The 14,308-nt window shown below is 71.7% G+C and carries 9 protein-coding genes; 1 reads left to right on the top strand and 8 read right to left on the bottom strand.

The genetic code is table 11. The annotated features are described in order from the left end of the window. Together AWZ10_RS22710 and AWZ10_RS22705 are read right to left on the bottom strand one after the other, a co-directional pair. Positions 1-272: Y-family DNA polymerase (locus AWZ10_RS22710; protein ID WP_482258111.1), on the bottom strand; the 272-nt coding region annotated here is incomplete at its 3' end. Beyond that, on the bottom strand, positions 269-3,790 hold the full coding sequence (locus AWZ10_RS22705; protein ID WP_060891921.1) for a DNA polymerase III subunit alpha: 3,522 nt from the start codon (positions 3,788-3,790) through the stop codon (positions 269-271). The genes AWZ10_RS22705 and AWZ10_RS22710, both read right to left, overlap by 4 nt. A gap of 201 nt (positions 3,791-3,991) precedes the next feature. On the opposite strand from AWZ10_RS22705, the gene AWZ10_RS22700 reads away from it, so the two are divergent. Continuing rightward, the gene (locus tag AWZ10_RS22700) at positions 3,992-5,059 is read left to right on the top strand and encodes a hypothetical protein (protein WP_060891920.1); all 1,068 of its coding nucleotides are present in this window, start codon (positions 3,992-3,994) and stop codon (positions 5,057-5,059) included. 80 nt (positions 5,060-5,139) lie between these two features. Here the strand turns inward: AWZ10_RS22700 and AWZ10_RS22695 are convergent, their stop codons facing one another. The 6 genes from AWZ10_RS22695 to AWZ10_RS22670 form a co-directional block, all read right to left on the bottom strand. Next, positions 5,140-6,219, bottom strand: coding sequence for a S1 family peptidase (locus AWZ10_RS22695; protein ID WP_107417483.1), 1,080 nt, complete (start codon positions 6,217-6,219; stop codon positions 5,140-5,142). 493 nt (positions 6,220-6,712) lie between these two features. After that, positions 6,713-7,537 (bottom strand): slipin family protein, encoded by an 825-nt coding sequence (locus AWZ10_RS22690; RefSeq protein ID WP_060891918.1) that lies wholly within the window; start codon positions 7,535-7,537, stop codon positions 6,713-6,715. A 236-nt stretch (positions 7,538-7,773) separates the two neighbouring features. Next, positions 7,774-8,676, bottom strand: coding sequence for a S1 family peptidase (locus AWZ10_RS22685; protein ID WP_037702068.1), 903 nt, complete (start codon positions 8,674-8,676; stop codon positions 7,774-7,776). 488 nt (positions 8,677-9,164) lie between these two features. Beyond that, positions 9,165-10,277, bottom strand: coding sequence for an LLM class flavin-dependent oxidoreductase (locus AWZ10_RS22680; RefSeq protein WP_060891917.1), 1,113 nt, complete (start codon positions 10,275-10,277; stop codon positions 9,165-9,167). A 292-nt stretch (positions 10,278-10,569) separates the two neighbouring features. Then, the gene (locus tag AWZ10_RS22675; protein WP_060891916.1) at positions 10,570-12,390 is read right to left on the bottom strand and encodes an FAD/NAD(P)-binding protein; all 1,821 of its coding nucleotides are present in this window, start codon (positions 12,388-12,390) and stop codon (positions 10,570-10,572) included. A gap of 410 nt (positions 12,391-12,800) precedes the next feature. After that, complete coding sequence (locus AWZ10_RS22670; protein ID WP_079076857.1) at positions 12,801-14,024, bottom strand: DUF5685 family protein; 1,224 nt, start codon at positions 14,022-14,024, stop codon at positions 12,801-12,803. Positions 14,025-14,308: the final 284 nt, after the last annotated feature.

Here is a 14,308-nt window from a genome sequence, read left to right as displayed (position 1 = left end):
GCCCCCAGCGCCAGCCGCGCCGTCAGCGGTCCCGGCCCGGCGCCGATCAGACAGTCGACGCCGTACAGCGCGAGGGCGCGGACCCGGATCAGCCGGGCCAGTTCCTCGGTGTCCCGGCCGAAGTACCGTTCGGCGCCCCGCAGATCGGCCAGCGCCCCGTCCGGCGGCAGCGCCTCCACAACCGGGGTGAAGTCCTCGATCAGACCCAGCAGACCGGGCAGAGCCGCCTCGTACTTCGGCGGCAGCTGGAAACGTACGCAGAGGATGGTCATCCCGCACTCCCTGGACTCTGGTGCCACAACTTCCGTACCTGAGAAGGACCTTGTGAGGGCTCTTCGCCCGCGGGCCGCAGATCGGCCCATGGATGCATCTCGTAGCCGGTGGACATACGGATCCGACGGCCGGTGTCACCACGCCGCCCTCCGTCGGAGGCTCCGCCGTCGGGGACACTCCCGGTGTCCGCGGGCACCGCCAGCCGGGGCGCCACCGCGTCGAGGCCGCCCTCGCGCCTCAGCTCCACCAGCTCGGCGAGGTTCCAGGCGGCGGCGCCCACCACGCTGAGGCTGCGCGGGCCGCGCCGCTGCACCACCCCGCGCACCAGCAGCAGCCAGGAATGGAAGACCGTGTGGGCGCAGGCGTCGTGGGAGTCGTCGAAGAAGGCGAGGTCGACCAGGCCTGTGCCGTCGTCGAGGGTGGTGAAGACGACCCGCTTGCCGGAGCGGATGGGCGGGGTCTGGGTCGCCGCCTTGGCACCCGCGACCAGCACCGTCTCCCCGTGCCGCGCTTCCCGCAGCCGCCGCGCCGACACCACGCCCAACTCGTCGAGGAACGCCCGGTGGTCGTCCATCAGATTGCGCGAGACGTCCATCGAGAGCACACCCAGCTCGGCGCTGAGCCGCTCGGCGGAGGACAGGTCCGGCAGACCGGCCGACGCGGTCCGCCGCCCGCCCGCCATCGGTAGCTGGCCACCACCCGCACCCCGGCCGCTCCGCTGCAGCTCGGTCAAGTGCAGCTGCAGATCACGCCGGTTGGCGCCGAACGCGTCCAACGCCCCCACCTGCGCCAGCCGCCCGGCCAGCGGCCGGCTCGGCCGTGCCCGCTCCCAGAAGTCCAGCAGCGAGGCGTACGGCTGCCCGTCCGCGATCCGCGCCGCCTCGGCCTCGCTGATGCCGTGCACATCACAGAGGGCGAGCCGGATCCCCCACGCCTTCTCCTCTCCCGACCCGTCCTCAGGACCACCTGAATCAGACACCAGTTCGATACAATGGGCGACCGCCGACCGGTTCACGTCCAACGGCAGGATCGGCACCCCCCGCCGCCGCGCGTCCGCCAGCAACAGCCGCTTCGGGTACATCCCGGGGTCGTGCGTGAGCAGCCCCGCGTAGAACGCCGCCGGATGGTGCGTCTTCAGCCACGCCGACTGGTACGTCGGCACCGCGAACGCCACCGCGTGTGCCTTGCAGAAGCCGTACGACCCGAAGGCCTCGACGATCTCCCAGGTCCGCTGAATCGTCTCGGCGTCGTACCCCTTCGCGGCCGCGTGCTGCGCGAACCAGACCCGGATCCGCCCCTGTGACCCGGGGTCGGACAGCCCGCGCCGCACCCGGTCCGCCTCGTCCCGGCCGCAGCCGGTCATGAGGTGCACGATGTCGATGACCTGCTCGTGGAAGACGACCACGCCGTACGTCTCCCGCAGCGGCTCCGCCAGATCGTCGTGCGGGTAACGGACCGGCGCCCGCCCGTGCCGGGCCGCGATGAACGGCCGCACCATGTCGGCGGCGACCGGACCGGGCCGGAAGAGGGAGATGTCCACCACGAGGTCGTGGAAGGTGGCCGGCTGGAGCCGCCCCACCAGGTCCCGCTGCCCCGGCGACTCGATCTGGAAGCAGCCCAGCGTCTCGGTGGAACGGATGAGTTCATACGTCGCCGGGTCGCCCGCGCCCCGCTCGAAGTCGAGCGCGTCCAGGTCGACCCGCTCCCCCGTCGCCCGCGCCACCTCCGCCACCGCGTGCGCCATCGCCGACTGCATCCGCACGCCCAGCACGTCGAGTTTGAGCAGCCCGAGATCCTCCACGTCGTCCTTGTCGAACTGGGACATGGGGAGCCCCTCGCCGCTGGTCGGCATCACCGGCGTACGGCTCAGCAGGGACGCGTCGGACAGGAGCACCCCGCACGGGTGCATGGCGACTCCGCGCGGGAGGGCGTCGAGCGCCTCCACCAGCTCCCACAGCCGGCCGTACTTCTCCTTCTCCCCCGCCAGCCGCCTGAGTTCGGGCAGCTCCTCGAGTGCCGCCCGCGCGTCCCGCGCCCGGATGTGCGGGAAGGACTTGGCGATCCGGTCGATGTCGGCGGGGTCCAGGGAGAGGGCCGCGCCCACGTCGCGGACGGCGTGGCGGACACGGTACGTCTCCGGCATCGCGACGGTCGCGACCCGATCGGTGCCGAACCGGCCGATGATCGCGCGGTAGACCTCAAGACGGCGCGCGGACTCCACGTCGATGTCGATGTCGGGCAGCGCGACCCGCCGCTTGGACAGGAACCGCTCCATCAGCAGGCCGTGTTCGACGGGGTCGGCGTGCGCGATGTCCAGGAGGTGGTTCACCAGGGAGCCCGCGCCGGAGCCACGTGCGGCGACCCTGATGCCCATCCTTCGTACGTCGTCGACGACCTGGGCGACCGTCAGGAAGTAGGAGGCGAAGCCGTGGTGGGCGATGACGTCCAGTTCCTGGTGCATCCGCTCCCAGTACGCACGCCGGGTGCCGTAGCCGTGCCGGACCATCCCGGCCGCCGCCCGTGAGGCCAGCGCCCGCTGGGCGGTGCGGCGGCCCGCGCCGACGAGGTGCGGCTCGGGGAAGTGGACGGTGCCGAGGCCGAGGTCGTCCTCCGGGTCGACCAGACACTCGGCGGCCGTGGCCCGGGTCTGCTCCAGCAGGCGGTACGCGGTGTCGCGGCGGTACCCGGCGGCCTCGACGACCCGCTCGGCGACGGCCAGCATGGCGTCCGCGCCCTTGAGCCAGGCCTCGCCCGAGTCCAGCTCGCCCCGGGGGTCGACGGGGACCAGCCGCCGGGCCGCGTCCAGGACGTCGGCGACCGGGCCCATGCCGGGGTCGGCGTACCGGACGGCGTTGCTGAGCACCGGCCGTACGCGCTGCTCGGCGGCGAAGCCGACGGTACGAGCCGCCAGCCGCAGCGAACCGGGGCCGGTGCCCTCACGGCCGTGCCACATCGCTTCGAGGCGCAGGGCGTCGCCGTACCTCTCCCGCCAGGGCACCAGGAGCTTCGCGGCGCGGTCGGGGCGCCCGGCGGCCAGCGCGCGCCCCACGTCGGAGGCGGGTCCGAGAAGCACGGTCAGGCCCTCGGCGGCACACTCCGACCAGGGCAGCAGCGGCGGAATCTCACTCCTGCCCCCACCCGGGCCACTGTCCGCATGCGCCGCCGAAACGATTCTGCACAGCTCGGCCCAGCCGGTCGCACCCTCGCGCGCGAGGAACGTCACCCGAGGAGTCGACTCATCGATGAAGGCGCCACCGCGCACGGGTGCCCGCCGCCGCGCCTGCCGTACGGCGGCGGCGGGCACCTCCACCGCCAGCTCCACCCCGAACAGCGGACGGATCCCGGCCCCGGCGCAGGCCTTGGCGAACCGGACGGCGCCCGCGAGGGTGTCCCGGTCGGTGAGCGCGAGGGCGTCCATACCCCGCTCGGAGGCACGCTCGGCGAGCCGCTCCGGATGCGAGGCCCCGTACCGCAGGGAGAACCCGGAGACGGTGTGCAGATGCGTGAACCCCGGCACACGCACCTCCCGCGCTCGATCGACCACTCGACCCGATCGACCACTCGACCCGATCAGTCACCAGGCCGACCAATCATTCGACTCGAACATCAGTTCACGACCTTCCCGCCTCCACCATAGACCACTTCTCGAACTTATGTGCGATGGCCATTCGGCCCCATCCCACCTGCGCAAACGTCGCCCGCCCCGGACCGTGGGGACATGACACAGACGGCCGATCCCACCCCCAGATCCTTCGTCGACGAGCTCAAGGACGGGGTCACGCCGCGGGCCACCCTGCTCGTCATCGGGGTGCTCGCCCTGCAACTGCTCTTCATCGCCTCGTACGTGGGGGCGCTGCACAGCCCGAAGCTCAGGGACGTGCCGTTCGGTGTGGTCGCGCCACGGGCCGCGGCGGCCGAACAGGCGGTGACCAGGCTGGAGCGGCTGCCGGGCGAGCCGCTGGACCCGCGCACCGTGGCCGACCGGGCGACGGCGCGCGAGCGGATCACGGCCCGGGAGATCGACGGCGCCCTGCTGATCGACCCGGCCGGCACCACCGACACCCTGCTGGTCGCCTCCGGCGGGGGCCGCACCCTCGCGGGCGCACTGGCCACACTCGTCACCGCGTTGGAGAAATCCGAGGGCCGCACGCTGCGAACGGTGGACGTGGCCCCGGCCGACATCGGGGACGCCAACGGGCTCACGTCCTTCTATCTGGTCGTGGGCTGGTGCGTGGGTGGCTATCTGTGCGCGTCGGCGCTGGCGATGAGCGCGGGGGCGCGGCCCACCAACATCCGGCGCGGGGTGATCCGGCTGGCCGTCCTGGCGCTGTTCGCGATCCTCGGCGGACTCAGCGGCGCGGTCATCGCCGGGCCGGTCCTGGGCGCCCTGCCCGGGAGCGTGGCGGCGCTGTGGGGGCTGGGGGCGCTGGTCGTCTTCGCGGTGGGCGCGGCCACGCTGGCGCTGCAGTGCGTCTTCGGCATCGCCGGCATCGGGGTGGCCGTCCTGCTGGTGGTGATCGCGGGCAACCCGAGCGCGGGCGGCGCGCTGCCGCCACCGTTGCTGCCACCGTTCTGGGCGGCGATCGGCCCGGCACTGCCACCGGGCGCGGGCGTGTGGGTGGCCCGCTCGATCTCGTACTTCGAGGGCAACGACATCACCGGCCCGCTGTTGGTGCTCTCCGCCTGGGCAGCGGCGGGGGCCGCCATCACCGTGGTGATGGCGGCCCTGAGGAAGAAGCCGGAGCGCCGGCCTTCGGAGCGCGAGCCTCAGCCTTCCGGAGGGTGAGCCCCGGCCTTCCGGAGCATGAGCCCCGGCCTTCCGACTCCCAGGCCTTCCGGCACTTCGAACCTCAGCCGATCCGCTGATCAGCCGATCTGCGTACCGGTCGCCGACAGCGCCTCGGTGACGGGCTGGAAGAAGGTCTCGCCGCCCGAGGTGCAGTCGCCGCTGCCGCCGGAGGTGAGGCCGATGGCCTTGTCACCGGAGAAGAGCGAGCCGCCGCTGTCGCCGGGCTCGGCGCAGACGTCGGTCTGGACGAGGCCGTTGACGATGTCGCCGTTGCCGTAGTTCACGGTGGCGTCGAGGCCGGTGACCGTACCGCTGTGGACCTGGGTGGTCGAGCCGCTGCGGGTGACCTTCATACCGACGGTCGCCTCGGCGGCCCCGGAGATGGCCTGGGTGGAGCCGTCGTAGAGGTTGACCTCGCTGGGGTGGTCGACGTCCGCGGTGTACTTGACCAGGCCGTAGTCGTCGCCCGGGAAGCTGGAGTCCTCGTTCTCGCCGATGACCTGGCCGCCGGCCGACCACGTGGAGATGCCCTCGGTGCAGTGACCGGCCGTCAGGAAGAACGGCTCTCCGCCCTTGACCACGTTGAAGCCGAGGGAGCAGCGGCCGCTGCCGCCGGTGATGGCGTCGCCGCCCGCGACGAAGGGCTTGTACTCGCCCTTGGTGCGCTTGAGTTCGGCCTTGGCGCCGAGGCCGTCCACGACCTTCGTCAATCTCGCCAGTTCGGTCTTGGAGACGGTGCGGTCCGCGGTGACGACGACCTTGTTGGTGGTCGGGTCGGTGGCCCAGGCGGTGCCGGGGATGGTGGCGTCCGCCTTGAGGGTCGTCCGGGCGCTCTTCAGTTCGGCGAGGGAGTTCTCGACGATGCGGGCCTTGGCGCCGGCCGCCTCGACGGTCTCGGCGGCGGTCTCGTCGAGCACGTTCACGACGAGGAGCTTGCTCTTCGCGTCGTAATACGTTCCCGCGGCGTCGGCGCCGAGGTCCGTGTCGAGGCTCAGGGCGAGCTTTCCGGCCGCCGTGATGGAGAGGGCTTTCGGCTCGGGGGCCGGCGCGGTCTCGCTCGCGTTCGCAGTCTGGAAGGTCACTCCCGCGGCGACCAGTGCGGCGATGCCCGCACCTGTCACGACGGCACGGCGCCTGGGTATGCGTCGGTGCTTCAAGTCTCGTCCTCCTGTGGGGGTTGGCCAAGAAGGGCGTGGGGGCCCGTCCCGGCCGGAAGTCGTGCGGGCAAGGAGGCGGCATACGAAAGAAAACGCCGCGTCCATGCCAACTGTGCGGCGCCAACTATTCCTAGGCGCGCAGGGGGCACACAAGGTCGACTTCAGGCCGAGCACACAACGAGGGCGCACGCCCCCTATGTCATTACCGTCCGGTAACGCCCCACCTCGTGGTCACGGGAATTCACAGTGCAAACACAGGAAGCAACGATCTCCTGCGCAACGGGTGAGGTCTAGACCTGTCTGAAAATCGCCCCATGGGGGTCCGGTTTCAAACGGGTCCCGTGGGGAGGGAGTTGCTTCCGCATCGGTTTCCGGAGGCCCCTGCGGGCCCGGAGGACGACGGGCGGGCCGAGAAGCAAGGGCCGCAGCCCTGCTTTTCAGGGGCGCGGGGAACTGCGCGAGAAGCCCCACCCACCCACAGAAGACTCACCGGCTACGGCGCACCGTGCGACGGAGGGTGCGGTACCCCCGGAACCGGTGGCGCCACCGGCGGCGCCCCCTGCTGGGCCCGCTCCAGGAACCGCAGCAGCTCCACCGGGAACGGCAGGACGAGCGTGGAGTTCTTCTCCGCCGCCACCGCCACCACGGTCTGCAGCAGCCGTAGTTGGAGCGCGGCGGGCTGGGCGGACATCTGCTGGGCGGCCTCCGCGAGCTTCTTGGAGGCCTGCAGCTCGGCGTCGGCGTTGATGATGCGGGCCCGGCGCTCCCGGTCGGCCTCGGCCTGCCGGGCCATGGACCGCTTCATCGTCTCGGGCAGCGACACATCCTTGATCTCGACCCGGTCGATGGTGACGCCCCACTCGACCGCCGGGCTGTCGATCATCAGCTCCAGCCCCTGGTTGAGCTTCTCCCGGTCGGCGAGCAGATCGTCCAGCTCGCTCTTGCCGATGATGGACCTGAGCGAGGTCTGCGCCATCTGCGAGACGGCGAACCGGTAGTCCTCCACCCGCACGATCGCGTCCGCCGCCGAGGTCACCTTGAAGTAGACGACGGCGTCCACCCGGACCGTGACGTTGTCCCGCGTGATGCCCTCCTGTGCGGGCACCGGCATCGTCACGATCTGCATGTTGACCTTCTGGAGCCGGTCGACGAACGGCACGACCATCGTGAAGCCGGGCCCGCGCACCGCCGGCCTCAGCCGGCCGAGCCGGAAGACCACCCCCCGCTCGTACTGCTTCACGACCCGCGCCGCCGACACCACGTACACCGCGCCGACGGACGCGAGGGCCACCCCCGCCGTCACCAGCTCCTCGACCATCACGGCCCCCCAGGGTCCGAAGTGGGCGTATGAGAGGGAGTACTCAGTGGGCGCATGAAGGGAGTACTCACGGGCGGCGCACGCGCCTCGGCACGCGCCCGCACGCATCTCGAAGGTAACTCCGCCGCCCGAACGAGGGCGAGCCCCCGCACATCATCTGTGCGGGGGCTCGCCTGCTGCCGACTGCAGCTGGGTGGGGCCGGCGCCGGGGGGAAGTGCGCCGGTTCCCGTTCGGCCTAGTAGACGCTGACGCCGTACGCGCTGAGGGCCTCGGTGACCGGCTGGAAGAAGGTCGTGCCGCCGGAGGTGCAGTTGCCGCTGCCGCCGGAGGTCAGACCGTACGCCACGCCGTTGCTGCCGTAGAGCGGGCCGCCGGAGTCGCCGGGCTCGGCACAGACCGTGGTCTGGATCATGCCGTAGACGATGTCGCCGCCACCGTAGTTCACGGTCGCGTTGAGGGCGGTCACACGTCCGGTACGGGTACCGGTGGTGGATCCGGTGCGGATGACGTTGGTGCCCACGCTCGGGGTGGCGGCGCTGGTGATGTCCACGCTGCCCGCGGTGCCGTCCTTGGCGATGGACGTGTTGCTGTAGCGCACGATGCCGTAGTCGTTGGTCGGGAAGCTCGACCCGGTGGTCGGGCCGAGGACCGTGGTGCGGCCGGAGTTGGAGTACCAGGTGCCCGCACCGTCGGTGCAGTGACCGGCGGTCACGAAGTAGTACGTGCTCCCGCTGCGGACGTTGAAGCCGAGGGAGCAGCGCCAGCTACTCGCATAGATGGCGTCGCCGCCCTTGATCAACTTGTTGAACTTGCCCGGGGTCCGCTTGATCGTCAGGGCGCCGGCGTTCTCGCCCGCCGCCTCCTTGATCTGCGCGAGCTCGCCCTGGGAGACGGTGCTGTCGATGGTGACGACGAGCTTGTCCGTCGCCGGGTCGATCGCCCAGGCGGTGCCCGGGATGTCGGCCTTGAGCACCGATGAGCTGGCGCTCTTCAGCTCGGATGCGCTGAACGTCTGGGTGCCTGCCGCGTTGGCGGTGGGAACCGTGACAGCGGCTGCGGCCACGAGTCCGGTGGTCACCGCGACCAGTCGGGTCCGTCTCGCTATGCCGCTGCGGGGGGTGGTGCGCTTGATCCTCACTGTTCGTTCCCTCCAAAGGGAAGTCGGGGGCCCGCGTGGGGTCGGGGCCCGTGAGGCGCAGATCAGGGACATCGGTCCGGATTCCGGACACGCCGTGCCCCTGACAAGGCGCTGGGGGGAAGTATTCGGCCGTACCGCCGACCCACGCAAGGGTGCCTTTCGGCCTCTCGGAGTCCCAACCGGCGCGCCCTCCACTCCAGTTGATCTCGCCAGGCCATATGTGCGGGTTCTGTGTGAATCCTGAACGGCTCCCGGCGGGACCGGCTGACGGGTCGTCGGAGCAGGCCGCAGGGCCCGGGAGCGTCGAGCACCATCATGGTCGGCCGCGACGGAGGACACCCTCCGAGGCGCCCGGTCGGAGTACGCGGATCCACCGCTTGGGGGTGTCCGGAAGTCATGCGTTGGGCCGTTCAGCCGTTCGATCCCGCCACCCGGGGCCGGGCGGTCCGAGATGTGAGCACGGCGTCGGGCCCCGGTACTCCGTTCGGTCAGGACGCTCTCCCTGCCGCACCCCCTGCCGTTCTCCCTGTCACGGCGTGCCGGTCGGCGGGCCGGGCGAGGCCCAGGTGCTCGCGGAGCGTGCTGCCCGGGTAGAAGGTGCGGAACAGCCCGCGGTGCTGGAGCAGCGCCACCGTCCCGTTGACGAGCCGTTCCAGGTCACGGCGCGGCTCGACGGGGACGAGGTGGAAGCCGTCGGCGGCCCCGGCCCGGTGCCAGGCGGTGATCAGCTCGGCGAGGTCGACGGGTCCGCCCCGGTACAGCGGGCCGTCCGCGGTCTGCCGCGGACCTCCCCCACCGTGCCCGGGCTCGGCCGCGTGTTCACCGCCGCCGAGATCCACTCTGAGACTCACCAGGACCCTCAGCTCATCGGGATCCCGCCCGAACCCGGCCGCCGCCTCCCGCAGTTCCGTCCGTACGGCGTCGGCGTGGGCCGGGGCGGCGACCCGCAGGAGGGCCACATCCGCGTACCGGGCGGCGGTCCCACGGCTCTCCCTTTCGGTCGCGTCGACGACCCCCACGGGACACCCCTGCGGCGACCGGGACACGATCGGGGGCTCCCGGACGGAGAACCCGGCGCCCTCGACACCCTCGAAGTCGACGTGGTGCATCTTCTCCCGGTCGACGAACCGTCCGGTCCCGGCATCACGGACCTCGGCGTCGTCCGTCCGGCCGTTCCGCAACCGGGCGGCCACGTCGGCCACTTCACCGGCCTCCCGCCACGGCACGTCGCCGGGCGCGGCAGGCCGCCGTCCGAACAGCCGGGTCTCCTCCTCCGTGCCCGGTACCTCGATCCACCACCCGGCCCGCCCCCGGCTCACCCGGTCGAGCGTCGCCACAGCCGCCCGCACACGGGACGGCTCGGTATGCGTCGTCGTCACGGTCGGCACCAGCCCGACCCGCCCCGTCTCCGGCGCCACCCGTGCCAACACCGCCGACGCGTCCGGCCCCGGCCGCCCGGAAGGATCCCCGAGCGTCACGAAATCCAACGCCCCCCGCTCCGCGAGCCGGGCGAGCTCGACGAACGCCCCCACGTCACACACCGCACGCTGATCAATGGCTGCGGCCAGGTGCAACCGCCCCCGACCGTACGACGACCCCATACCGACCGACCTCTCTCCACTCCGACCACGCGCCCCTGAGGGCGCCTCTCCACACGTCCCGGGGACGCCTCTCCGCACGACGACGCGAGCCACCGAAAGCCACACGCACCTCTCGGACGGGCCCTCCTCGCCCAGCCGGCCACCTCCGCATCCGCCCTCCCCGCATCACCGCCCCTCCCTGCACCACCGGGCCCCTTCCACCACTCCGCCCTTCGTCCCCGCCGCGACGGCGACCCGCCACGACATCGCTGCCCGGTGGTCACCGACGCCGCGACCTCCGCCGGTCCACCTCTCACGCTGCCGCGCGGCACCCCAGGTCACGCAGGAACGCGAGTACGGCCCGAGCCGTCGCGTCGTTCTGCCGGAAGGCGGGGCCACCCGTACGCGGCCGGGTGAAGGCCCCCGGCGTACGGCTGTTCGTGTAGGGCCCGAGCGCGAAGCGCCGAGGGTGGGGGCGCCCGGCCCGGTCCAGCACCCGTCCGTCCGTGGGGTCGACGGCGACCAGCCCCTCCGCCGTCTCGACGACTCCCCCGTCGTCGTACAGCTCGCGCAGCAGCCCGTCGCGAACGCGCGCCACCGTCGGCTCCGGCAACCGCGCCTCGACCAGCGCCCTCGCCTCGACGGACCCCCCGGGCACGGTGACACTGGACGCCCGGAACACCCCGCCCTCGGCAGCCACTCGCATGTCCGCCCCGACGAACTTCAGGACGCCGGCCCGCGACAGGGCGAGCATCTGCCGCAGCCGGGGACCGGGCGGACCGGAGGCGAGATAGCTGAAGAACCCGTGCCACCAGGACCCGACGTCACCGAGCCGGATCAGCTGCCCGTAGACGGACAACAGCCCGAAGAAGACCCCCAGGTCGGCGCTGAAGGCACGGTCGTGACGACGTGCCAGGTCGGCCTCGACATAGCCGCGCAGCCCGTCCTGGAACTCCGCGTGCGACCCGTACCGCACCCCCTCCAACGGGCGGTCCAGCGCGGTCAGGTCCAGCCGGTCGGCCGCGTCCGGCACCGCCGACGCCACCAGCACCGCCCGCTCCCGCGCATCCGCCGCCGCGTACTTCTCCTCGAAGTCGGCCCAGGCCATGGCCGTCCGCTCGGGATGGGCCGTGAACAGCCGGTGGTAGTGCGCGAACCCCAGCTCCTTCTCCACCAACGGCCACACATCACCCCGGAAGTCGAACCCGGCTCCCCGCCCCAGCAGTTCGTCGACCTCGGCCGGCCCGAAGAACCTCGGCAGCGGCGGCCGTTCCCCCTCCAGGTCGTACCCGATCTTCGAGTGGTACGGCACCCCGCGCCGCGACCCGACATGCAGCACGGGCTCCCGCCCGGACGCGTGATACGTCAGCTCCCCGTCAGCGTCTCCCTCGTGCTCCTCGTACCGCCCGCCGCGCCCCTCCGTCAGCAGCACCATGAGGTCGACGAAGGCGAGCCCGAAGCCCCGTACGAGCACCGGTTCGCCGGGGACCAGCAGCGACAGGTCGCTGTCGGCGGTGAAGTCCGGCGGCATGTGGACGAGCCCATGGACGCGGGCGTACTCGGCCAATCGCTGCTGCTCGTCGTCGAGTTCGGCGTCCAGATGGCCGAGCGCGAGAACGACGAGGTCCGCGAGGAGCGGACGCGGGCGCCCCTCCAGCCACACCTGCTGACGTCCTTCGCCCGGTCCGCCGATCCGCAGCGCCCGCCGCGGGTGATGGTGAACCGTGACCCCCTCGGGCAGATCGGCCACGGCACTCTCGTGCACCCAGCGCAGATACTCGCCCTGTATGCGCCGGTCCGGGAAGACCCGCCCGTCGAGCCCCGCCCACTCGTGCAGGGTGGGGCCCTCCCGTACGGGCCCGTCCATCCGCACCGTCTCGTCGGTGAACATGGTGACGTCCTCGGCCTGCGAGTTCATCCACAGCAGCGGCGACTGGTCCGCCCGCCAGATACGCCCGGCACCCGGCGGATGAGGATCGACGAGATGGATGTCGAAGCACGCCCCCGCATACGATTCACCGGCGTTGGCGGCGATCCGCTCGATCAGTCCGGTACCGCGTGGCCCGGAGCCGACGATCACCAGGGACGGCCGCGAGGCAAGCGTGGAGGAGTGGGAGGAAGAGGCAGACGGCATGCGAAAGGCTCCGTGATGTCCGAGTCGAACACGGTGCCTTCACACGGAGCGCGTCCATGGAGATGGACGCGGGCGACCGAGCCCCTCAGCAGCGGTCTGTGCCGAGAGTACGGCGGTCTTTGCCCTCACTGTCAAGGTTGTCCGAACTGTGAGCGCTACGTCTCAAGCCGGTTGACGCACAATCGGATGCCTGTTCCACTTGACCCCATGCATTCGCAGCAGTGGCTGGTCACCCGCTCCCACATCGACTTCGGTCGCGTGTGGTCCTCGTCCTGTTGAGCTGACCCGACCCCACTGCGCGCCCCGGTCTCCGAGGGGCGCCGTTCGCGTTCTCCCCCTTGGCCTTCACACGCGCACCCCTCCCCTCGCGTTGCCCGTTCCTCATTCCTCGATCCCGCCCGGCTGCCGTCTCAGCAGTCGCAACCGCAGCACTCGCACGACTCGCAGCAGTCACAGTCACAGTCCCGGCAGCAGCCCTCGCGCTTCTTCCGGGACCAGGGGCCCTCGTACTCCTTCGCGCAGCACAACTGGCAGGTGCAGCACAGCAGCGTGAACATCCCGCACCCCGCCCAGAACCCCCGCCGCCTCGGCGGCTGCGGCGACGGCACCCCACCGAAGCCACCGCCCCCGCCATACCCTCCGCCACCGCTGCCGAACGGATTCCCACCGCCGCCGGCATAGGGATCACCGGCGCCGCCCGCGTGGGGATTCCCGCCGTCCCCGGCATACGGATTGCCCGGCACCGGCGCCCCGCCCCGCTGATGCGCCGAACACACCGGCACCGCCCCGAACGCCCGGTCCACCGACCTGCGCAACTCGTGCACGAGCAGCAGATGGGCCAGCCCGCCGTCCACGAAGTCGGCCTCCCGCAGGGCGAGCCGGATGCCGTGCAGGGCGTCGTCGGCGAGCCGCCGGGCCTCGGCGAGAGGGGTACCCGTGGCGGTCAGCGGGTTCCACGCGCCCGCGGCGGCGTCGGCGGCCCGGTCCTCCACCGCGTCCAGCAGATGGGCGAGCCGTCCGAAAAGGCGTCCGGCCTCGGCGAGCGGTTCGGCGTTGCCCGGCCGTCCGGCCAGGATCGCGGTGTGCGCGAAGGCCGCCGCCGTCGCCGTCTCGGTCGGCTCGGTGACCGTCAGCAGCGGGGTGCCCGGCCCGGCGAGCGCCTCGATGCCGATCTGCCGGTCCACGGCGTCGACCAATACCGCCGTGTCGAACCCGATGTCCGATCCGGTACGCGCCCCCGCGCGCCCCCAGTTCGTCGCGATCCGGCGCGCGGCGCGCGCCACCGGCTTGCGCGCGAGCACTCCGTCCCCATCGGCCACATGGTCACGCACCTTGGCCGAGGCGAGCACCAGCGAGACGGCGGCGGCGAGCCGCGCGCCCTCGCCCTGCGCGACGGAGGCGGTGCGCATCCCGCGCAGCGGACAGGGTCCGGCGGTGCGCCGCCAGTCGGTGGTGCGCTCGGCCTGAGCCTCCGTCAGAACGGAGACCAGCAGACCGTCATAATTGGTGACGATTCGGGCGAACTGCCCGTGGTCTCCGCGCAGCGCGAGGCAGAGCCCGCACAGATGCGCCATCCATTGCGTCCGCAGCCCTTCGCCGAGCCGGTGGCTGCAGGGCCTCACTATTCCGAACACGACACTCCCCCGTGTCTCCCCGAGTCTCCGCCCGCTCGTCGGCGTGGCCGCATCGTAGCCGCCGGAACGTTCACCCGGACGGACCTGGGCTCACCCAAACGCCGCGAACAATATTATTTCACTCCCTGTCAGCAGGTGTGTACAGCGGAGCCCTTGGGGCACATGGACTCTCGACGAATTCGTTCTGCACCAGTACCGTCACGAAACCCCCGTGCGGCGTCTATCCACTTGGCGAGACATCCGCATCATGGACGACGATAGGGATGCGGAAAGCACGAAAGACC

Origin of the sequence: Streptomyces europaeiscabiei (assembly GCF_001550375.1) — a bacterium.
Lineage (GTDB): Bacteria > Actinomycetota > Actinomycetes > Streptomycetales > Streptomycetaceae > Streptomyces > Streptomyces europaeiscabiei.
The sequence above is the reverse complement of the archived record's forward strand: the minus strand, read 5'-3'. Positions and strand labels throughout refer to the sequence as shown.

What these genes read in the sequence shown, in the direction of transcription:
- AWZ10_RS22700 (WP_060891920.1), top strand. Translation starts at nt 3,992, where the DNA reads ATGACACAGACGGCCGATCCCACCCCCAGATCCTTCGTCGACGAGCTC.
- AWZ10_RS22690 (WP_060891918.1), bottom strand. Translation starts at nt 7,537, where the DNA reads ATGGTCGAGGAGCTGGTGACGGCGGGGGTGGCCCTCGCGTCCGTCGGC.
- AWZ10_RS22680 (WP_060891917.1), bottom strand. Translation starts at nt 10,277, where the DNA reads ATGGGGTCGTCGTACGGTCGGGGGCGGTTGCACCTGGCCGCAGCCATT.
- AWZ10_RS22675 (WP_060891916.1), bottom strand. Translation starts at nt 12,390, where the DNA reads ATGCCGTCTGCCTCTTCCTCCCACTCCTCCACGCTTGCCTCGCGGCCG.